Here is a 21,267-nt window from a genome sequence, read left to right as displayed (position 1 = left end):
AGTCTGGCCGTCTCCGAGCAACCCGTAGAGACCCTGAACCACGTCGTTGTGTCATGTTCCCGCTCGTGAGCCAGGACGAGGCGGACGAGGCACCTGACGACGCAGAGGAATCGATGCTGGATGAGTTCAGGGAACAGCACGCGCGCGTCAGGAAGACCGCGGCGGGCGGCGCTCGCCGCGGCGGCCGTCGTGGCGCTGGGGGCGGGGCTGGTCTCCGCGCCGCCCTCACGGGCCGCGACCGACCCGGTCGATCTCGTGGTCGACGGTAACGACATACGTGCCGACAACGTCAACGGCCTGACGTACAAGGGCCTCGGCATTCTCAGCTGCAACAGCACCAGCAATCTGCTGATGGACTACAAGGCCGAGCACCCCGAGCGGTACTGGCAGCTCATCCGGGTCATGTTCGGCGGCCCGAACCCGCTCATCAACCACGTCAAGGTGGAGATGGGGTCGGACACCAACACCTCCACCGGCGCCGACCCCGCCACCATGCGCACGCGCGACGAACTCGCCGACGCCTCCCGCTCCCCGGGGTTCCAGCTCGCCGCCGACGCCAAGACGGTCAACCCGCGTCTGAAGGTCTCCGTGCTGCGCTGGGAGATGCCGCAGTGGGTGCAGACGGAGTGGAACCGGGGGGCCGGTACCGATGACATGTACCGGTGGTACAAGGAGACCATTCTCGACGTGTACCAGAAATACGGGTACATGGTCGATTACGTGAATCCGGACAAGAACGAGACGGGGACACCGGACGTCTCGTTCATCAAGTGGTACAAGAACGCGGTGACGAGCGACACGGACTTCTCCGACGCGCGGTACGGGATTCCGTCCCGGGAGCGGGACAAGGTCGCCAAGGCCTATCACGCCATCAAGATCGTCGCTTCCGACGAGAACACCTCGAAGAAGATCGGCCCGGCGCTGCTCACGGATTCCGATCTCTTCGGCATGGTCGACGCGGTGGGTTACCACTACAACACCGACGACCGGCTCGACGGGACCGCGGACAGCGCGACCTACCAGCCGTACACGAAGCTGGCGACCGGCGACACCCCCGACGGCCAGGACAAGGAGGTCTGGTACAGCGAGGGGACCGGGTCCTTCGGGTTCACCGACTACCGCGTGAACAACAACGAGGGGCCCGGCGGGGCCAGTACCGGGATCGGCGGCGTGCAGAGTGCGCTCGACATCGCCAACCGTGTCGTGAAGGGGTACGCCAACTCCAAGCGGACGCACTATGTTTTCCAGCCCGCCATCGGGTCCTTCTACGAAGGCGCCCAGTACAGCCACAAGGAACTCGTCAGCGCGCGTGACCCCTGGTCGGGATATCTCCATTACGACGCCGCGATCTATGTGATGCAGCACTTCACCCAGTTCGCGAAGACCGGGTGGGAGAACAGCACTGACACGGCCGGCATCTGGCGCACGATTCCCGAGGCCAGTCGGAGCGGCGTCAGCGGTACCGAGAACGTCGACGGGTCGAACGGCGCCCCGAGTTACATGACGCTCGCCGATCCCGCGAAGAAGGACTTCTCCACCGTCGTCGTCAACGACAGCGACCAGCCGAAGACCTACCGCATCACCGCGCGGAATCTGCGGCTCGGCGCCGACACGACCATGGAGGCGTGGGAGACCCGGGCGGCCGATCCAGAGCAGCGCTACGACGCCGACTTCAAGCACCTCGCCGCCGAGATCCGGCCGGCCGGCGACGGCGACGGAACGTACACCTACACGTACGTCGTGCAGCCGCGGTCCATCACCACCCTGACCACGCTCGACAAGAGCGGTGACGCCGCCACGAACCAGCGGCTCCCCCGGTCCGGCGAGCGTGCCGTCCTCGACACCGACGCGCGCGGCAAGCGCGGCGACACCCACGACGGCTATCTCTACGCCGACGACTTCGGCTATGCGGAGGAGGGGAGGGTGCGCGTCGGGACCTCGTACCAGCCCTACCTCGCCTCACGCGGCAACCAGCCCCGCTACATGGTCGACCAGACCGGCGCCTGGGAGGTGGGCGACGGTGTGCTGTACCAGTACATGGACCAGTCCATGAAGGACACCGCCGCCTGGAACAAGAACACCCCCAACACCACGGTCGGCGACTTCCGCTGGGAGAACTACAAGGCGTCCGTCGACGTGTCCTTCCCGGACCCGGACGGCGGGCTCGCCGCGCTCGGGGTGCGGCAGCAGAAGGGCATGGCGATCAGCGACGCCGCCTACAACCTGCGGATCGGCTCCGACGGCGCCTGGACCTTCTACGAGTACGGCACGGTCCTCGCCCAGGGCACCGTCGCCGCCGCCGACCACTACCGGCTCGCCGTCGAGGCCAAGGGCGCGACCGTCACCGCCTCGGTCGACGGCAAGGACGTCGCGACGTACGACGACCCGACCCCACAGACCGCGGGGCGCGTCAAACTCGGCAGCGACTTCCACAAGACCGGCTTCGACAACCTGAAGGTCGAGAAGGTCGCGGGCTACGCGCCGTACGCCACCGCCCAGGTGGACAACATGGACAGCTCCGTCGCCTATGACGGTGACTGGAGCAGGAAGGCGTCCTACGGCGACGCCATGGACTGGTACCGGTCGACGTCCACGAGTACGAGCGCGGGCGCGTCCGTCACCGTGCCGTTCCGCGGCACGGGCCTCGACGTCATCGGCGGGAACGACGGCAGCGCCGTCCTCGACGTGTACGTGGACGACCGGCTCGTCGCGCGGAACGTGCGGACCGCCGCCGTCGACAAGCGGCTCGCCACCTACACGCTGCGCGGCCTGCCCGACGGCAAGCACGAGGCCAGGTTCGTGCTCACGTCGGGGAAGCTCGTCCTCGACGCCTTCGATGTCGCGTCGGGCTCCGCCGTGGCCGGCCCCGTCGACACCGCCCCGATCCGCAGCGCGCTGACGGAGGTCGGCAGCCCCGCGCAGGGCGGCCGCACCACCGACTCGTGGGCGCTGTTCGCGCGCTCCCTCGCCGCCGCGCGGGCCGCCGCCGACGGGCAGAAGGGGCTCGACACCGTGGGAGCCGGGCAGATCGCGGACCGGCTGCGGGCGGCGTACGGGCGGTTGGAGTCGGAAGAGCAGCGGTAGGAGCAGCCGGAAGAACAGGAAGAGCGGGGAACAGCGAGCGGTTCCGGCGGTGTCGTCGCCGGGACCGCTCACGCCGTTTCGCGGCGCCGGGGCGCGGGCGCCGGCAGGGACGGCGGGGTGGCCGGCAGCGACGACGAGCGGATGACCAGCTCCGGGAGCAGCAGGGAACGCTGGGCCGGGCGGCGGCTGCCCTCCAGCAGGCGGGCCACCATCATCTCCACGGCCACGCGGCCCACCTGGGCCTTCGGCGGGCGTACGGCCGTGATGGCCGGGTCGGCGAGGTGCGCCACCTCGTCGTCGTAGCTGACGAGCGCCAGGTCCTCGGGGACGCGCAGGCCCTGCTCGGTCAGGTACTGGACGATCGAGAGGGCGTCGGGATCGCTGTGCACGACCAGCGCGGTGATCCGGGAGCGGCGGCAGCCCGCGAGGATGTCACCGATGATCCGGCGGTGGCCCGGCACGTCGAGGGCGACGCTCTCGCGTATCAGGAAGTCGGCGGACAGGCCGAGTTCGGCGCAGGCGCGGTGCCAGCCCACGGCGAGATGCGCCGAGGTGGGGCTGCCCTTGGACAGGACCAGGCCGATGTCGCGGTGGCCGAGCGAGTGCAGATGCCGGACCGCCATCTCCATGCCGGTCGCGTGGTCGCTGCGCACCCACTCCAGCTGGTGCGGCGTCGGCGTCCACTCCGGCGTCTTGCGCTCCACGAAGACGACGGGCACCGGCAGCTTGCCGATCCAGTCGATCATCTCCTGCATGCCGGGGCCCTCCAGGTTCGGGGCGAGCAACAGCCCCTGGACCCGACCGGATTCGGTCAGCCGCACGATCTGGCGCCGGTCCTCCGCCTGGTCGTAACTGGATCCCCGCAGCTGCACGTTCACACCGTGCGCCGCCGCGGCGTTGCGGACGCCACTGACGATGTGCGGCCAGTAGAAATCCAGCGACGGCACGACCATCCCGATCGTGAACGCCGGCGTCGCGAGCCGCCGCCTGCGCACCGGCTCCTGCTCCAGCGGCGAGGGCAGCGTCGCACCACCGTGCACCCTGGTGAGCAGGCCACGCTCGGCCAGCGCCGCGATGTCACGGCGGATCGTCAGCTCGCTCACCGACAGCTCCTGCGCGAGATCGCGGACGCGAACGGCACCGTGCAGCCGCAACTGGTCCATCAGGCGTTCGCGGCGTTGCAGTGCGAACAGCTGATCCGTGCCGGCCGCTTCCCCGGATCCTCCCCGGTGCCCCGATGTCATGACGCGTCCCCTCCCGTCCGGCCCTGAGCCCGGCGTGATGTTCGAATGTGTTCAGGTTGCTTCGTATGTGGTCGAGCTCTGGTGGGTCTGTATGAGCGACCACTATCTCTGACTCAGCGTCTTCTGGCTGGAACTCGCCGGAAACACGGATGGCACCTGCGCAGTGAGCGGGAGCCCAAAGGCAGAGGAGCCCGCACCGCATGCAGACCAAGGCCCGCGCTCTGGTCGTGATGAGCAGGTCCAGCTTCGCGGCACACTTCGACCAGGAACGACTGCGCCGCCTCGCCGGCCTCGTGACCCTGGACGAGCCCTGCTGGACGGACGACCTCGACAGCGCCCGGTCCCGCGAGCGGCTCGCCCGCGCCGAGGTGCTCCTCACCTCCTGGGGCGCCCCCGCCCTCACCCCCGAGCGGCTCGCCGCGGCACCCCGGCTGCGCGCCGTGCTGCACGGCGCCGGAAGCGTCCGCGACCTCGTCGGCCAGGAGGTGTGGCGGCGCGGCATCCGCGTCACCAGCGCCGCCGACGCCAACGCCGTACCGGTGGCCGAATACACCCTCGCCGCGATCATCTTCGCCGGGAAGAAGGCCCCGTTCCTCGCCGCCGACGAGCAGCGCGCGTACGGCGGCTGGGGCTCGGTCACCGGCTACGGCGACCTGTCCAACTTCCGGCGCACCGTCGGCATCGTCGGCTTCTCCCGGATCGGCCGGCAGGTCGTCGAGCTGCTCAAGGTGCTCAGCGGCACCACCGTCCTGGTCGCCGACCCGTACGCGGACCCGGCCGAGGTCGCCCGCGCCGGCGCGACGCTCGTACCGCTGGAGGAGCTGCTGCCGCGCGTGCACGTGCTGTCCGTGCACGCGCCAGAGACGGCCGAGACCCACCACCTCATCGGCGCCGAACAGCTACGGCTGCTGCCCGACTTCGCGACGGTCATCAACACCGCGCGCGGCTCCCTCGTCGACTCCGAGGCGCTCGCGGCGGAGTGCGCCGCCCGCCGCCTGTTCGCGATCCTCGACGTCACCGACCCCGAGCCGCTGCCCGCCGACTCGCCGCTGCGCAGCGTCGCCCGCGTGATGATCACGCCGCACATCGCCGGCTCGCTCGGCACCGAGATCGGCCGTCTGACCGATCACGTCCTCGACGAACTCGCCCGCTGGGTCGCCCGCGAACCGATGCGGGCCGAGATCACCGCGGAGAGCTGGGCCCTCGGCCTGAGCGCCTGACATCACCCCCCCCGTACGAGCACGACCCGTCCGTCCCCGACCGCTCCATCCGTGAGCTCAAAGGAGAGCCGCCGCCATGAAGTTGAACAAGAACCTCGCCCGCATCGCGCCGCTGGTCGTCGCCGCCACGCTCACCGCCACCGCCTGCGACGCCAGCGGCACGGACAGCAGCTCGTCGTCGAACGGCAAGACCGTCGTGAAGGTCGCGCTGTGGAACTACAAGACGACCCCCGAGTTCAAGGCCCTCATCGACGGGTTCGAGGCCGAGAACCCCGACATCGACGTCCAGCCCGTCGACATCCTCGCCGACAACTACTCGGACAAGGTCACCACGATGCTGGCCGGCGGTGACACCACCGACGTCCTCACGATGAAGAACGTCACCGACTACGCCCGCTACGGCACCCGCGGCCAGCTGCTGCCGCTCACCGACGAGGTGGCCAAGCTGGACAAGGCGTCGTACTCGGGGCTGAACGACTACGACCTCGGCGGCAAGTACTACGCGATGCCGTACCGCTCGGACTTCTGGGTGCTCTTCTACAACAAGGCCATGGTCGGCGACACCGACATGTCCAAGCTGACCTGGAACGACTTCGACAAGCTCGCCAAGAAGTTCACCAAGGGCGCCGGCTCGGACAAGGTCTACGGCACCTATCTGCACACCTGGCGCTCCGTCGTCCAGGCGATCTCCTCCGCGCAGACCGGCGGCGACCAGCTCGGCGGCGACTACTCCTTCTTCAAGGACCAGTACGGCATCGCGCTCGACCTGCAGAAGTCGAAGGCGACGATGCCGTTCGCCACCGCGTCCAGCAACCAGATCACGTACGACTCGCAGCTGACCACCGGCAAGGCCGCGATGGTCCCGATGGGCTCGTGGTGGGCGGCCGCGCTGCTCGCCGAGAAGGCGCAGGGCAAGAACGACATCAAGTGGGGCATGGCGCCGATGCCGCAGATCAAGAACGACGGCAAGACCGTCACCTTCGGCTCGCCCACCGCGTTCGCCGTCAACAAGAAGGCCAAGAACGCGGACGCCGCCAAGAAGTTCGTCACCTGGGCCTCGGGACCCGAGGGCGCCGCCGCCGTCGCCAAGATAGGCGTCACGCCCGCCTACACCAGCGGCAAGATCCTCGACACCTTCTTCGGCGTCGACGGCATGCCCACCGACGCGCTGTCCCGCAAGGCGATGCAGCCCACCACGGTGAAGCTGGAGATGCCCGTCAGCGACAAGTCCTCCGACATCGACCAGATCCTCAAGGAGGAGCACGAGATGATCATGAGCGGCGAGAAGTCGGTCGACGCGGGCATCAAGGAGATGGACAGCCGTGTGAAGGACGAAGTCCAGTGAGTGTCGTCACCCCGCCCACCACGACCGGCGAGCACGGGTCGTCCGGCGCTTCCGCGGCCCACCGGGCCGCCGCGAAGCGCCGGCGGCGCCGCACCACCCTCATCGGCTGGTCCTTCATCCTCCCCAACTTCCTGGGATTCGCCGCCCTCACCCTCGTCCCGGTGCTCGGCGCGCTCGCCATCTCCTTCACCCACTGGGACTCCTACTCCGCCCCGAAGTGGGCGGGCCTGGACAACTTCCAGCGGCTGTGGAACGACTCCAACTTCTGGGCCGCGCTGCAGAACACCTTCTATTACGCGGCCGGACACATCCCGCTGACGCTCGTCGTCTCGCTCGGCCTCGCCGTGCTGCTCAACCAGAAGCTGCGCGGTGTGCGCGTGCTGCGGACCGCGTTCTTCTTCCCGTACATCACCTCGCTCGTCGCCGTCGCGGTGGTCTGGAACATGCTGCTCAGCCCCGAATCCGGGCCGGTCAACCAGTTCCTGAACTTCATCGGCATCGACAACCCGCCGGGCTGGACCAGCGACCAGGACTGGGCGATGCCCGCGCTGATCCTCGCGAGCGTGTGGCGGGACATGGGCTACTACATGGTGCTGTTCCTGGCCGGGCTGCAGACCATCCCGGCCGAGCTGTACGAGGCGGCCCGGATGGACGGCGCAGGACCCTGGCAGCGGTTCTGGCACGTCACCCTGCCGGGGCTGCGCCCCACCACCTTCTTCGTCACCGTCATGATCACGGTCTCCAGCTTCAAGGTCTTCGACCTGGTGCAGGTCATGACCGAGGGCGGGCCCGGCCGCTCCACCCTGGTCCTCTCCCAGCTGATCTTCCGTGAGGGCATCACGCAGGGCCGGTTCGGCTACGCCTCCGCGGTCTCCCTCGCGCTCTTCCTGATCTGCCTCGTGATCACGGTGATCCAGTTCCAGATGCAGCGAAGGAGCGAGCGATGAACACCACCGTGCTGCGCAAGGAGGCCGAGGCCCCCGAGGCTCCCGCCACCGCTCCGGCGCCGCGCCGCCCCGGGACCGGTGCCCCCGCGATCGCCGCGAAGGCCGCCCTGTACGTGCTGCTCACCGTGGTCGCGATCGGGGTCCTGCTGCCCTTCATCTGGATGCTGATCTCGTCGGTCAAGGACGACCGCGACGTCTTCACGGTGCCGATCCAGTGGATCCCCGACGAGTTCAAGTGGAGCAACTTCAGCGACATCTGGACCCGGGTGCCGTTCGCCGCGTACCTCGGCAACTCGTTCTTCCTCAGCGTCGTCATCACGTTCCTCCAGGTGCTCACCGGCAGCTTCGCGGCGTACGGCTTCGCCAAGATGCGCTTCCGGGGCCGGGACCTGCTGTTCACCGGCTACATCGCGACGATCGCGGTGCCCTGGCAGGCGTACATGGTGCCGCAGTACGTGATCATGCAGAAGCTCGGCCTGGTGAACTCCTACACGTCGCTGATCCTGCTCCAGGCGTTCGGCGCGTTCGGTGTCTTCCTGATGCGGCAGTTCTATCTGACGATCCCGGACGAGATCAGTGAGGCGGCCCGGCTCGACGGCCTCTCGGAGTACGGCATCTGGGCGCGGATCGTGCTCCCGCTGTCCAAGCCGGCCCTCGCCAGCCTCGCGCTGCTGACGTTCGTGAACACCTGGAACGACTACATGGGCCCGTTCATCTACCTCACGGACAACCGTCTGTGGACGGTCCAGCTGGGACTGCGCGCCTTCATCGGCCAGTACGATGCCGAGTCGGCGATGATCATGACGGGCTCGGTGCTGTCCGTGATCCCGGTCCTCGCGGTGTTCCTGCTCGGTCAGCGCTACTTCGTGCGCGGCATCGCGACCACGGGTGTGAAGGGATGAACCCGGCACGCGAGGGGCGGCGTCCCCGGCTCAACGTCGCCCACAGCTCCTGGGAGTCGATCTGGTCGCACGTGCACCGCGTCCTGGTCGTGAACCTCGGGATCGCGGTGACGAACCTGCCCCTGCTGGCGGCCCTGCAGCTGACCCATCAGCCGTGGCGCCACCCGGTCCCGTTCGCGTTGATGCTGCTGGTGCTGCCCGGACCTTCGCTCGCCGCGGCGTTCGCCCACCTCGTGGCGTCGTCGCCGGACACGGAGGAACAGGCGCCGGTCCGCGGCTACTTCCGGGCCTACCGGAAGCGGTTCCGTTCGGCGGTGCTCGTCTCGGCGCCCTTCGCGCTGCTCGTGATCGCCGCCGTGACGGACGCCGTGGCGCTGCGAACCTCCGCTGTGGGCGCCGCGGTTGTTCCGATGGCGGTGGTCGTCGCACTGGTGGCGCTTGCCGCGTGGCCGGTGGCGCTCGCCCGGGTCGCCGGGGGCGCGGCGGTGACGCGGCGGCTCTTCCTCCTGGCCCCGTACGCGGCGGTCCGGCACCCCTTGCTGACCCTGCTGAACCTGGTGCTGGGCGCGGTGACGCTGCTCCTTGTCAACCAGGCCCCGCTGATGGGACTCGCGGTGCTGCCGGGCTGTGTGCTGTTCGTGGTGTGGCGCAACTGTCAGGTCATGCTGTCCCTGGGGGAGGACGGGAGCGGGGCGGCCGGCCCCGTCGTACGAGAAGCAGGGCGCGACACCGACGGCACCCCCGGGCCCGTCGTGGTGCGCCCCATGGTCGCGGGAGGATGACGGAGGATGACGAGGTGAAGGATCCGCACGCCCTGATCCGGGAGGCGGCGGCCGCGGCGCGTGCCACGGCCATGCCGGACCTGCCGTTCTCCGCGTACCGCCGCTTCGAGGACGACGGCGACCGGCTCGCGTACGAGGAGCTGTACTTCCGGCGCCGCGCCCGCGTGACGGCGCTGGCCGCCGAGGCCCTCATCGACTCCGAGGCCCGACTCGACGCTCTGGCGGACGCGTTGTGGTCCGTGTGTGACGAGTACACCTGGGCGCTGCCCGCCCACGAGTGGCACGCGACGCACTTCGGCCGGGGCATGGACCAGTGCCTCGACCTGTTCGCCGCGCTCACCGCACAGCTGCTCGGCGAGACGGTGCGGCTCTGCGGCGACCGGCTCGACCCGCGCGTCGCGGGCCGCGTCCGCGACCAGGTGGACCATCGCGTCCTGACTCTCCTCGCCGACGACGACCGGCCCCTCCTGTGGGAGGACTGGGCGCACAACTGGGCCGCGGTGTGCGGCGGCGCCGCGGGGCTCGCGGCCCTCGCCCTGTGGGAACCGGGCCCGCGGCTGACCCGGGCCCTCGACCGCTGCCGCGCCGCCCAGCTCACCTACCTCGGCGGATTCGGCGACGACGGGGGCTGCGCGGAGGGCGTCGACTACTGGGTGTTCGGCTTCTCCAACTTCCTCTATTTCGCGGAGGAGCTGAGGGAGGCGACCGGAGAGGACCTGCTGACGCACCCCAAGGTGGCGGCGATCGCCCGCTTCCCCTCGGCGGTGCACCTGGGCGCCGGCCTCTTCCCCGCGTTCTCTGACGCGGAGGAACGCCCTCGTGTGCCCGAGGGCCTCGCGGCGCGACTGGCCCAGCGGCTGGGGGTGCGCGTCCCGGCGGAGGCCGTGGACCCGGGCGCGGCCCTGCCGCGTGACTGGGGCGACCTTTCCAGGACCCTCCGCTGGGCGACGGCGCCGGGCCCCGCCCCCGAGCCGGACCCCGAACCCGCCACCACCCACCTCCCCGACCTCGCCTGGACCGTCGACCGGGGAGCGGGCGTGGCCTTCGCGGCCAAGGGCGGCCACAACGCCGAACCGCACAACCACAACGACCTCGGCCAGTTCATCCTGACCGCGCACGGCGACGTACTCCTCGCGGACCTAGGCGGCGGCGAGTACCGCAAGGGCTACTTCGACGACGCCACCCGCTACGACTTCCTGCACACGTCGTCCCGCGGCCACTCCGTCCCCCGCGTCGACGGCTGTGAACAGTCGCCGGGCGCCGAACACGCGGCGCGCCTGCTGCACCACCAACGCACTTCCGAGGGAGTCGAGTTGACCCTCGACCTCACCCGGGCCTACGCGGTGGACGGCCTGACGGCACTGCGCCGCACCTTCTCCTGGCGCCGCGACACCGCCGAACTGCTCCTCGTCGACGAGGTGGAGGCGACCCGTCCGATGCCCCTGGAGGAGACCTTCGTCAGCCGCCTGCGCCCGGACCTGCACGCGGACCACGCGACCTGGCGCGGTACGACGGCACAGGCTCGCCTGGCCCTGCCCGAAGGCTGCACGGCGCACATCGAGGAGGTGCGCACCACGGACCACGCGGGCGTGCCCGACACGGTGTATCTGCTGCGTCTCGGCTTCGGGCCGGGGGAGGGAAGGACGCGGTTGCCGTTCCGCTTCGAAGTCGCCGTGCCGTCCGCCTCCCCGCACTGAGCCCACCCGCTTCCGGGCCTGCGCCGGGCCCGGACTGCCAGTGGCGACTCCTGGCCTGCGGGCATGGCAGACGTCTCATCGCGCAAAGCCGTCGTCCTCTACCACGACATGCGGGTGGAGGAGGACTTCGCGAAGTGCGCCACCCGGCTCTTCGCCCTCCTCAAGAAGGCCGCCGCCACGAACCCCGGTGCGCCGCGCCTGCTGTTCCTGGACGTCCAGGGACACCGCAACGCCGCCGGTGGGTACGATGCCGACGCCCGGGAGATCATGCGCGAGTTCCTGCTGGACTTCAGGCCGCTCCCCGGGCCAGCGTCGCCATCACCAGCCGCTGCACCCGCACCAGCTCCGCCAGCGGGTCGCGGGACGAGGTGACGAGGGTGCCGCCGCTCTCCCGGACCGCGTGCGTGAGCCGGTCGGGGACGTCGCCGAAGACCCAGGTGACCTGGTCCTCGGCCGGGGCGTGCAGGTGGAACTCGGGCTCCGGGTAGGCCTGCGCCCAGGTGCCCGCGTTGTCCCGCATGAGCTGGGCCGCCGCCTCCGCTATCGCATACGTCCAGCCGGTGCCCAGGAACGTGAACCGGCGCGCGCCGTACAGGACTTGGGGCAGCACCTCCTCCATCGCCTCGTACGCGTCGTCGGTGGCGTCGTCCAAGTTCTCGCCCAGGTGCGCGCGGAGCAGGGCGAGGACCGTGGTGGGGAAGCGGGTGGCGACCGCCGCCTGCGGCTCGGCGGCGAAGCCGAGGCGCAGGGTGTGGTCGGCGATGCCGGGGGCGTCGTGCGACGCCGTGATGGCGACACTGGGCACGCTGCCGTGGACCTTGCCGAGCAGCCGCAGCATCACCGGCGCCGTGCCGGTGCGGGTGATGGCGACGATGCGGTCGTACTCGCGGCCGTACAGGAACGCCGAGGCGCTGAACGCGTCCGTCTCGCCGTGCCCGTCCGCCTCGCGCAGCGCCGCGTAGGCCCGCGCCATCGGGTAGGAGGCGCCGGAGCCGACGACGGCGACCCGCTCGCCGCGCCGGGGCAGCAACTCCCGGTGCTGCACCGCCAGTTCGGCGGCGCGGGTCCAGCAGTCCGGCTGGCCCGCGACGCCCTGCGCCGACACGACCGTGCCTGGGTGCGAAGTGGTTGTGCTCGTCATGGCCCCCCCGGGCTGTTCAGCGCAGTTCACCTGCTTGTTCCTGAGGACGGTACTCGACGCCTCCGCCTCGCCTCAGCCCGGGGACGCGGTCGGGTCAGCCCCGCGACCTGCCCGGGTCGAGGACCACGGTGACGACCGAGCGGGCCGGGAGATCCGCCGTCAGCCGCCCGTGCGAGATCCTGGCCAGACCGTCCACCGCCGTCGTGTCGTGCTCGCCGTCGGTGACGTAACCGGTCGCCTGCCGCCCTTTCGCCGCCTTGAGGGCGAGGTCCGCGGTAGTGGCCCGCGTGCCGGTGTTGATGAGGACGGCGACATCGGTCCCGTCCGTGTTCCGGTACGCCGACGCGAGCACCGCGTCGTCACCGGACGCGGCGTCCACACGGACCGCGCCGGGGCGGATGAACCTGCTGTAGGCCGTGATCGCCCGCAGCCGCGTCGAGACCGCGTAACTGTCGTCGTCCATGCGGATCAGCGCGCCCGTGCTGCCGATCGAGGCGCCGAGCCAGAACAGGTAGGCGGAGGCGTCCGCCTGCGCGAGCGCGTCGTGGATGTTCTCGGCCACGTAGAGACCGGCCGCGTTCGTGCCGTCGTCCCACTTGCTCGGCCAGACACCGCTGCCCGCCCACTCCGACATCCACGCCGGTTTGGGGCTGTCGACCAGCGGACTGGTGGCGGATGAGGCGTAGCCGTGGGCGCTGTACGCCGAGACCTCCTTCTCCGCCGCCGGGTCGGCGGCGATGGCGGCCGCGTACGCCTTGCCCTGGTCCCAGCCGAAGCTGTCGCAGCAGTACAGCTTGGTGCCGGGGGCCTCGGCGCGAAGCACCGGGCCGATCGCCTTCACCGCGTCGGCGGCCTGGGCGGGCGTGAAGAGCATGGAGGCGTAACTCGCCTTCCAGTCCGGCTCGTTGGTGAAGTTCAGATCGGTGATGCGGATGCCTTCCCGCTGATAGAACTTCACGTACTGGGCGAGGTACTTGCCGTACGCGGTGCGCCAGTCGCCGCTCGCGCAGGAGGTCCCGACGACCCCGCACAGGGTGCCGCCGTTCACGTCGGAGCTGTTGTCCTTCATATAGGCGGGGGCGCTCCACGCGTCCGCGATGAACCGGTTCACCCCGTACTTCCTGGCCTCCTTGGCGAGCCAGACCTGGCCGCCGTCGTTCCCGTCCCAGGTGTACGTCAGCGGGTCTTCGGGGCTCGCGGGCGCGGTCGGGGCGATGGTGCGCATGTGGTCGTACACGTCGTCCGTGGAGGAGCCGATGCCGAGCCGCAGCATGCTCAGACCCGCGCCGTGCTCACGGGAGAAGAGCAGCTTGACGATCTCGTCGCCCTTCTCGGCCGACAGGCCCTTGAGGCCGTGAACGACGGCGGCGCGCTGGAACGCCTGCGAGACGCCGAAGCCGTCGATGCGCTGGTGACGGGCCGAGAAGTCGATGCTCCCCGGCTCGGTGTCGGCGCTCGCCGGCGCGCCGGGCAGGGCCAGCGCGGCCGAGGCCAGGGTGAGGGTGGAAGCGAGCAGGGCCAGGCGGCGCGCTCTGGGCTTCGACGGCATCCGTGTACTCCCGTGGTCCGGTGAACCTGTGGTTCAGGGGTGGGTGCGGTGCGGTGGCTGGTACGCGTGCGTCGTGCTCCAGGTACGGTCGTCAGCCGTACGCAATCTGTCAAGGCACTTAACAAATTAAGGAGGGGCCGGGGAAATCCCCTTGCCCGCGCCCGTTCCGGGCCGACAGGATGTGCGCGCCGACGCGACAGTTCGGAAGGGGCGCACGATGACGGGGAACGCTTTCGACGACGAGCCGGCCCAGCGGCCCGGCGCCCTGCCGGCGCTGGCCGAGGCCGCCCGCGCGGCCGGGTTCATCATGTCCTGCGACGCGCGCACCGGCAGCCTGCTGGCCGGCCTCGCGGCGGCCCGTCCCGGCGGCCGGATCCTGGAGCTCGGCACCGGAGTGGGGGAGGGCACCGCCTGGCTGCTCGACGGCATGGACCGCGCCGCGACCCTCGTCACCGTGGAACTCGACGCATCCGTCCAGGAGCCGGCTCGCAGGCAGTTCGGCGACGACCCGCGCGTGACCTTCGTCGCCGGGGACGGCGGCGCGTGGCTGGAGTCCTACGCGGGCCCGCCCTTCGACCTGGTCTTCGCCGACACCTGGCCCGGCAAGTACACCCACCTCGACGAGGCCCTCGCCCTGGTGGCCCCCGGCGGCACCTACCTCGTCGACGACCTCACACCCCAGCCCGGATGGCCGGACGGCCACCAGGCGTCGGTGGACCGGCTGCTGGACACCCTCGACGCCCGCCGCGGCTTCCGCACGACACGCCTGAACTGGTCGAGCGGGCTGCTGATGGCGGTACGAACGGCCGAGTAGCGGGCGCGGGGCCCTCGTCCCGCGCGGGCGACGCCGTACGATCGGGCCTCATGCTGTCCGACCCCGCGCCCGTCATCGTGAGCGCCGAACCCGGCTCGTTCCCGCGCAGTGTCTTCCTCGACCGGCACCCCGCGCTGATCCGACGGGTCCGCGACGCCTTCCCGTACGAGCCCGAGCAGCACCGCGCGCTCGACGCACTCCTGGAAGAGAGCACGCGCGGGGTCGTCCAGCCGCTCGCCGACGGTCTGCCCGGGGCCGAGCACTGGGACGCCTGGGGCCTGCGCGCGTACGTCGGGCAGTCCTGGCTCGACGTGCCGTTCCTGTGGGCCGAGAGCTTCTTCTACCGCAAACTGCTCGACGCCGTCGGCTACTTCGCACCCGGACCCTGGCAGGGCGTCGATCCGTTCCGCCCCTTCAAACAGGCCGAGCTGCGCACCGCCGAGGCCGCCGAGGAACGCGCCGCCGCCGAGCGCGTCGCCGCACTGCCCGCCGACGAACAGTCGGCGGCGCTGCTGCACGGCTCCCTGTGGGGCAACCGCGCGGACCTCGGATTCCGCATGGGCGCCACCGGGGGAGCGGACGCCGACGGCGGCTCACCGGTGATCGTGGACGACTCGGACGCCCTGTGGCGACTGCTGCCCGCCGGCGCCGCCGGCACCGTGTACCTGGTCGCCGACAACGCGGGCCGCGAACTCGTCCCCGATCTCCTCCTCGTCGACCACCTGCTGCGCCACGGCCGCGCCGCCCGTGTCGCCTTGCACGTCAAGCCGTACCCGTACTACGTCTCCGACGCGACGACCTCCGACGTGGTCGACGCCCTGCGGCATCTGCGAGGCGGCGCAGGCGGCGCGGGCGAACGGCTGTGGGCCGCCATGGGCGACGGGCGGCTGACCGTGCGCGCCCACCCGTTCTCCTGCGCCCCGCTGCCCTACGCGGACATGCCCGACGACCTGCGCAAGGACTTCGCCGCCGCGACCGTCACCCTGTTCAAGGGGGATCTCAACTACCGCCGCCTGGTGGGCGACCGGCTGTGGCCGGCCACCACGTCGTTCGCCGCGGCCACCGCGTACTTCCCCGGCCCGGTGGCGGCCCTGCGCACCCTCAAGTCGCAGGTGATCGTGGGCCTCGACGCGGCGACGGAGGAGTCGCTCGACGCGGCGCTGCCCGGCGAGGCGTGGCGGACCGGCGGCACGCACGCCGTCGTCCAGGTACGGCCGTGAACCGCTGAACGTTCCGCGTGCCTGCGGCGTCGAAGGGCGGGACGGCGCAGCGGGCGCCGCGTGGGGAGGGAGCTCGCCGATGCGGAACGGACGGGGACGGGCGGCACTGGTGCTCGGTGGAGTGCTGGTGCTCGGGGGCTGTGGCACCGAGGTGCCGGAGGGACTGGTCGCGGGGGCGTCGGCACCGGCGCCCGCCTCCCCCTACGGCGGCCCGCTGAAGGCGCGGACCCCCGGCCGGGTCGGCGAGGACAGCCCGCTGGAGGGCGGCGGCGCCGCCCTGCTGACCCTGGAGTGCGCGGGCAAGCCGTACGGGGCGGGCTCGGTCGCCGACGAGGGCTCGGGCGACGACGGCGCCGACTCGGCCGACGAGGCGCTGGCCGCGTACGCGGCGGACGACTTCGGTGAGACCATGCCCGACCGCGGCTTCCGCGTCGAGGCCCGCACCGGGCACCGCGTCCTGTACTCCTACGACGTCGCGGGCCGCACCCGCGCCGCCGTGATCGTCGCCGAGGACCGGCGGGGCTGGCTGGCCGAGACGTACGCGCAGTGCGACCCCTCGGAGTTCCGTGCCGCGGCGCGCGCCCGGCTCGGCATCCGGGTCTGGGAGGACGGGCGGGGACGCGCCGTGTCCACCGCGAAGGTCGTCAGCTGGATGGGCGCCGAGCACTGCGACTGGCAGTCCGTGGAGTTCGTGACCCTCGGCCGGGGCGCTGACGGACACCGGCGCGGACAGCAGTATCTCCGGGACCCGGACGGGCAGTTCACCGACTTCGAGGGCCTGACCTCCACGTACGCGAACCACGTCGAGCTGCCCTCCGACGCCGTCGACACCGGCTACCGCCAGGGCGGCCGGGAGCTGTGGCTGTCGAAGGACGAGACCCACGCCTTCGTACGGAACGCCGACGGCGGCGTGGAGCGGTGGCCGGGGGCGAAGGAGCAGGTCGCCTGTATGTGAGCGGCCCGTGGGGGCGGGCCGTCGCGCCGGCCCGCCCCCACGCCGGCTCCCTGTCGCCCCTACCCGGCAACCTGTCGTCGCCGTGGTCACCATCGGCGTACCGCCGTCATGGAGATCGAACGGTGGCACGGCTGGGGCTCGTTCCGCGACAGCGGCCAGGTCGTGGTGCGACCCCGGCCGCCCCGGACGTCCTACGGCACCCGGGCCGTCCACTCCTGCGTGCCGAACTTCGTCCGCACCAGTTCCTCGGCCCGCGCCATCTCGGCGTCGGTCACCTTCCCGTCGGTCAGCCCGTACCGGCCGCGGAACGAGTCGATCATGCGGTCGATGACCTCCTCGCGCGGCAGACCCGTCTGCCGGCGCAGCGGGTCCACCCGCTTCTTCGCGCTCTTCGTGCCCTTGTCGGAGAGTTTCTCGCGGCCGATGCGGAGCACCTCGACCATCTTGTCCGCGTCGATGTCGTAGGACATCGTCACGTGGTGCAGGACCGCGCCCCGACCGGTCGCGACCCGCTTCTGGGCGGCGCCCGCCACCTTGCCGACGTCCGTCGCGATGTCGTTCAACGGCTTGTACCAGGCCTTGATTCCCATGTCGCCGAGCGCACCGAGGACCCAGTCGTCCAGATAGGCGTACGAGTCCTGGAAGGAGAGCCCGGAGACCAGGGACTGCGGCACGGCCAGGGAGTACGTGATCGTGGACTTCGGCTCGGCGAACATCGCGCCGCCGCCCGAGATCCGGCGCACGACCGTGACCCCGTGCCGCTCCACGCCCTCCGGGTCCACCTCGTTGCGCAGCGACTGGAAGCTGCCGATGATCACCGCCGGGCGGTCCCACTCCCACACCCGCAGCGTCGGTGGGCGGTTGCCGAGCGCCACCTGCTCCGTCATCACCTCGTCGAGGGCCATGTGCAGGACCGGGGACTGCGGCGCGTCGTGGATCAGCTGCCAGTCGTAGTCCCGCCAGTCCGTGGCGTGCGCGAGCGCGCGGCGCACGGCCGTGGCGACGCCCTCCGCGGTGAGGCCGAACATCACGGTGTCCGCGGGCAGCGCCGCGTCGATCCGGGCGGCGAGCGCCGCCGTGTCCGCGTCGGCGGGGGCGCCCTCCAGCGCGGCGTTGATCGTGAGCAGTGCCTCGTCCGGTTCCAGGAAGAAGTCACCGGCGACGCGCACGTCGCGCAGCAGACCGCCGTCCGCCTCGACATCGACCACGACCAGCTTGCCGCCAGGGATCTTGTACTCGCCGTGCACTGTGCGCCGCCTTCCAGGGGGTCCGACACCGGGGTTCCGACTCCGGGTTCCGATATCGGCCAACGCTAACCGGAAGCCGGACATTCCGGGTGAGCCGGGGCCGTGCGCAGCTCCCTTGACACTTCGTCAGATCTGCCCCATCGTCCCCGGACACCGGGCCGGCCCACCGCGAAGGAGCGTGGCAATGGACCTCGATGTGCTGTACGAGATCGACGTACCCAAGCCCTGGAAGGGCGCCCACCCGCACGGCCAGCGCGCCGCCGAGCAGCGCGCCTACCGCGAGGCCGTCGAGCAGATCAGGCTCGCCGACAAGGTGGGCTTCCGCACGGTGTGGGCGGTGGAGCACCACTTCCGCGAGGGGCGCTCGCACTGCCCCGCGCCCGAGGTCCTGCTCGGTCATCTCGCGGCCCTCACCGAACGGATCCGGCTCGGCTTCGGCGTCACGCTCACCCCCTTCGGCTTCACGCCGCCGCAGCGGATCGCCGAGAAGGTCGCGGCGGTCGACGTGCTGTCCGGCGGGCGCGTGGAGTGGGGGACCGGGCGGTCCACGCCGATGGAGCAGACCGCTTTCGGTGTCGACCGTGAGCAGTCGCGGGCCGACTGGCGCGAGGCCATCGAGATCGTCACCGGCATGTGGCGCGAGGAGTACTTCGCGTACGACTCGCCCCGCTTCTCCTTCCCGCGCCGCATGGTCACCCCGAAACCGGTGCAGGACCCGCACCCGCCGTGCTGGATGGCGGCCACCTCACCGGGCTCCGCCGAGGTCGCGGGCGCGTCCGGGCTCGGCCTGCTCTCCTTCTCGATCATGCAGCCGCTGGAGGCGATGGCGGCCCAGGTCGCCACCTACCGGGAGGCCGCCCGTACCCCGCGCCCGATCACGGACGTCACGACCGACCGCGTCGCCGCGTACACCCTGGTGCACGCCGCCGACCGGCCGGGCGCCCGCGTCTGGGACTCGGTCGCCTGGTGGTACCGCAACCTCGCGCAGTTCACCCTCGACTGGGAACTCCCGCACCTCGACGAGGCCGCGCGCGAACGCGCCTTCCCGCTGCTCACCCCGATCATCGAAGGCAGCGTCCCCGTCGAGGAGTTCGACACCGGGGACATGATCCTCATCGGCGACGCCGACACCATCGTCCGCAAGGCCAAGCGCTACGCGGACCTCGGTGTCGACCAGCTGATCTGCTACGTCCAGTGGGGCTGGCTGGAGCACCAGGAGATCCTGCGCACCATCGAGGTCCTCGGCAAGGAAGTCGTCCCGGAGCTGGCGTCGTACACCCCGAACCCGCCGAACACACCGAAGGGACCGGGTGCATGACCGCCTCGGAACCGCTCGACGGGACACCCGTCCCCGACTATCCGGCCCTGCACCGCCTCGACGGCCGCACCTACGTCGTGCTCGGCGCGGGCAACGGCATCGGCCGCCAGACCGCCCACGCGCTCGCCGCGTCCGGCGCCCGCGTGCTCTGCGTCGACCTCGACAAGGAGCGCGCCGACGCGGTGGCCGCCCAGGTCGACGGCGTCCCGTACGTCGCCGACGTCACCCGCCGCGACGACGTGCGCGAGCTGTTCGCGCACGCGCGGCGGGAGTCGGGGCCGCTGCACGGAGTCGTCGACATCGTCGGCATGGCGCGCTACGCGGGGCTCGACGAACTTGACGACGACGGCTGGTCCTGGCACTTCGACCTGGTCCTGCGGCACGCCTGGCTCGCCGTCCAGTACGGCGGGGCCGCCGTCGCGGAGGCGGGCGGCGGACCGCTCGTCTTCGTCGCATCCGTGTCGGGCCTGACCGCGGCGCCCCTGCACGGCGCGTACGGCGCCGCGAAGGCGGGCCTGATGTCGCTGGTGCGCACGGCCGCCGTCGAGTACGGGCCGCGCGGCGTGCGCGTCAACGCCGTGGCGCCCGGCGTCGTGTGGACGCCGCGCGTCGCCGGGATGATCGGCGAGGAGGGCCGCGCCCGCAACGCCGCGAACGCCCCGCTCGGCCGCGTCGCGCAGCCCGCCGACATCGCCGGAGCCCTGCTCTTCCTCGCCTCGCCGCTCTCCTCGTACGTCACCGGGCAGACGCTCGTCGTGGACGGCGGGGCCGGGGTGAAGTTCCCCTACCCGACGCTCGGTGACGCCCGGTGAACCCGCGGACGCTGCTGCGCGGCGTGGCCTGGTGGGGCCCGGACGACCGCCCGCTGCGCGCCGACCCCGCCGACCGCGGACGGCTCCCCGGCGACACCTGGGAACGGGCCGGGGTGCCGGCCGGGGTCCGCCTGGAGTTCGTGGCGCGGGGCGCGACGGCGGTGGAGCTCGACTACACGGCGTACGAGCGCTCCCCGGCCGACCGTCTGCGCCCGGACCCGCCGGTCTTCGCCCTGCTGAGCGACGGCGCACTGGTGACCGAGGCCCCGGCCCGGCCCGGAGCCCGCACGGTGCGCCTGCCGCTGCCGCGTCCCGACGGGGCGTACACGGTGCATCTGCCGGAGGTGCTGCGGCCGGTGCTGCGGGACGTGCGCGGTGCGGGAGCCGGACCGCCCGGTCTCGCACCGGCCCCGCCCCGCCCCCGCTGGCTCGTCCACGGCGACTCCATCGTCGAGGGCTGGTCCGGTACCCGGCCGCACCGGGCCTGGCCCGCCGTCGCCGGACGGGCGCTCGGGGCCGAGGACGTGAATCTCGGGTACGCGGGGGCGGCCCGCGGCGAGCTGGCCTCCGCCCAGCAACTCGCCGCCCTCGACGCCGACTTGGTGACCCTCGCGTTCGGCACGAACTGCTGGTCCCGTACGCCGATGTCGGCGCCGCTGCTGTACGAGACCGCCCGTGCCTTTCTCGCCGTCGTCCGCCGAGGACACCCGGACGTCCCGCTCCTCGTCGTCTCCCCGGTCCTCCGACCCGACGCCGAGAGCACCCCGAACGCCCTCGGTGCCACCCTCGCCGAGCTCCGCGCGGCGATCGAGCGGGCCGCGCTGGACGCGGGCGGGGGCGTGCGGCTGCTGCGCGGCGGCCCGCTGCTCGGCCCCGGGCATCTGGTGGACGGCGTGCACCCCGGCGACGAGGGGCACGCCCGGATCGCCGCGGCGGTGGTGGAGAACCTCAAGGGGCTCGTACGCCTCGACAACCATATTCGGTAAGGCC

17 protein-coding genes are annotated in these 21,267 nt (G+C 71.5%); 13 read left to right on the top strand and 4 right to left on the bottom strand.

Going from position 1 to position 21,267, the window contains the following annotated elements; all coding sequences use genetic code 11:
- Positions 1 to 120: 120 nt before the first annotated feature.
- Entirely contained in the window at positions 121 to 3,084 is a 2,964-nt protein-coding gene (locus J3486_RS06760; RefSeq protein WP_207819123.1) for a GH59 galactosidase, read from the top strand.
- Between the two features lie 68 nt (positions 3,085 to 3,152).
- Here the strand turns inward: J3486_RS06760 and J3486_RS06755 are convergent, their stop codons facing one another.
- Positions 3,153 to 4,328, bottom strand: a complete 1,176-nt coding sequence (locus tag J3486_RS06755) for a substrate-binding domain-containing protein (protein ID WP_229377667.1) — start codon at positions 4,326 to 4,328, stop codon at positions 3,153 to 3,155.
- A gap of 200 nt (positions 4,329 to 4,528) precedes the next feature.
- On the opposite strand from J3486_RS06755, the gene J3486_RS06750 reads away from it, so the two are divergent.
- The 6 genes from J3486_RS06750 (at position 4,529) to J3486_RS06725 (ending at position 11,221) form a co-directional block, all read left to right on the top strand.
- A complete protein-coding gene (locus J3486_RS06750) occupies positions 4,529 to 5,548 on the top strand; it encodes a hydroxyacid dehydrogenase (RefSeq protein ID WP_207819122.1) in 1,020 nt (339 codons plus the stop codon).
- Positions 5,549 to 5,624: 76 nt separating this feature from the next.
- Positions 5,625 to 6,893 carry an extracellular solute-binding protein gene (locus J3486_RS06745; protein WP_207819121.1) on the top strand — a complete coding sequence of 423 codons (1,269 nt, stop codon included), beginning with the start codon at positions 5,625 to 5,627 and terminating at the stop codon, positions 6,891 to 6,893.
- Positions 6,890 to 7,840, top strand: a complete 951-nt coding sequence (locus J3486_RS44895; RefSeq protein ID WP_207819120.1) for a carbohydrate ABC transporter permease — start codon at positions 6,890 to 6,892, stop codon at positions 7,838 to 7,840. Before J3486_RS06745 ends, J3486_RS44895 begins: the two co-directional genes overlap by 4 nt.
- Positions 7,837 to 8,742, top strand: a complete 906-nt coding sequence (locus J3486_RS06735) for a carbohydrate ABC transporter permease (protein ID WP_207819119.1) — start codon at positions 7,837 to 7,839, stop codon at positions 8,740 to 8,742. The genes J3486_RS44895 and J3486_RS06735 overlap by 4 nt, the downstream gene beginning before the upstream one ends.
- Positions 8,739 to 9,524, top strand: coding sequence for a DUF624 domain-containing protein (locus J3486_RS06730; protein WP_207819118.1), 786 nt, complete (start codon positions 8,739 to 8,741; stop codon positions 9,522 to 9,524). Before J3486_RS06735 ends, J3486_RS06730 begins: the two co-directional genes overlap by 4 nt.
- Positions 9,521 to 11,221: a heparinase II/III family protein gene (locus J3486_RS06725; protein WP_207819117.1), complete on the top strand. Its 1,701-nt coding sequence runs from the start codon at positions 9,521 to 9,523 to the stop codon at positions 11,219 to 11,221. The genes J3486_RS06730 and J3486_RS06725 overlap by 4 nt, the downstream gene beginning before the upstream one ends.
- Positions 11,222 to 11,510: 289 nt before the next feature.
- Here the strand turns inward: J3486_RS06725 and J3486_RS06720 are convergent, their stop codons facing one another.
- Both J3486_RS06720 and J3486_RS06715 read right to left on the bottom strand, forming a co-directional pair.
- Positions 11,511 to 12,362, bottom strand: coding sequence for an SIS domain-containing protein (locus J3486_RS06720; RefSeq protein ID WP_207819116.1), 852 nt, complete (start codon positions 12,360 to 12,362; stop codon positions 11,511 to 11,513).
- Between the two features lie 94 nt (positions 12,363 to 12,456).
- Positions 12,457 to 13,911 (bottom strand): glycoside hydrolase, encoded by a 1,455-nt coding sequence (locus J3486_RS06715; protein WP_207819115.1) that lies wholly within the window; start codon positions 13,909 to 13,911, stop codon positions 12,457 to 12,459.
- 217 nt (positions 13,912 to 14,128) lie between these two features.
- Here J3486_RS06715 and J3486_RS06710 point away from each other — a divergent pair, with 217 nt between their 5' ends.
- The 3 genes from J3486_RS06710 to J3486_RS06700 all read left to right on the top strand — a co-directional run bounded on the left by J3486_RS06710 (position 14,129) and on the right by J3486_RS06700 (position 16,900).
- Positions 14,129 to 14,725, top strand: coding sequence for an O-methyltransferase (locus tag J3486_RS06710; protein WP_207819114.1), 597 nt, complete (start codon positions 14,129 to 14,131; stop codon positions 14,723 to 14,725).
- A gap of 50 nt (positions 14,726 to 14,775) precedes the next feature.
- Entirely contained in the window at positions 14,776 to 15,945 is a 1,170-nt protein-coding gene (locus J3486_RS06705; protein WP_207819113.1) for a damage-control phosphatase ARMT1 family protein, read from the top strand.
- A 79-nt stretch (positions 15,946 to 16,024) separates the two neighbouring features.
- Positions 16,025 to 16,900 carry a hypothetical protein gene (locus J3486_RS06700; RefSeq protein WP_207819112.1) on the top strand — a complete coding sequence of 292 codons (876 nt, stop codon included), beginning with the start codon at positions 16,025 to 16,027 and terminating at the stop codon, positions 16,898 to 16,900.
- Positions 16,901 to 17,091: 191 nt separating this feature from the next.
- On the opposite strand, the gene J3486_RS06695 is transcribed toward J3486_RS06700, so the two are convergent.
- Positions 17,092 to 18,147 (bottom strand): biotin/lipoate A/B protein ligase family protein, encoded by a 1,056-nt coding sequence (locus J3486_RS06695; RefSeq protein ID WP_207819111.1) that lies wholly within the window; start codon positions 18,145 to 18,147, stop codon positions 17,092 to 17,094.
- A 184-nt stretch (positions 18,148 to 18,331) separates the two neighbouring features.
- On the opposite strand from J3486_RS06695, the gene J3486_RS06690 reads away from it, so the two are divergent.
- Genes J3486_RS06690 through J3486_RS06680 form a run of 3 tightly spaced genes read left to right on the top strand, consistent with a single transcriptional unit; the run spans position 18,332 to position 21,263 of the window.
- Positions 18,332 to 19,465: an LLM class flavin-dependent oxidoreductase gene (locus tag J3486_RS06690; RefSeq protein ID WP_207819110.1), complete on the top strand. Its 1,134-nt coding sequence runs from the start codon at positions 18,332 to 18,334 to the stop codon at positions 19,463 to 19,465.
- Entirely contained in the window at positions 19,462 to 20,277 is an 816-nt protein-coding gene (locus J3486_RS06685; protein WP_207819109.1) for an SDR family NAD(P)-dependent oxidoreductase, read from the top strand. Before J3486_RS06690 ends, J3486_RS06685 begins: the two co-directional genes overlap by 4 nt.
- Positions 20,274 to 21,263: a GDSL-type esterase/lipase family protein gene (locus tag J3486_RS06680; protein WP_207819108.1), complete on the top strand. Its 990-nt coding sequence runs from the start codon at positions 20,274 to 20,276 to the stop codon at positions 21,261 to 21,263. The genes J3486_RS06685 and J3486_RS06680 overlap by 4 nt, the downstream gene beginning before the upstream one ends.
- Positions 21,264 to 21,267 lie beyond the last annotated feature (4 nt).

The sequence above is a fragment of the Streptomyces sp. VRA16 Mangrove soil genome, from assembly GCF_017377775.1.
Lineage (GTDB): Bacteria > Actinomycetota > Actinomycetes > Streptomycetales > Streptomycetaceae > Streptomyces.
The sequence above is the reverse complement of the archived record's forward strand: the minus strand, read 5'-3'. Positions and strand labels throughout refer to the sequence as shown.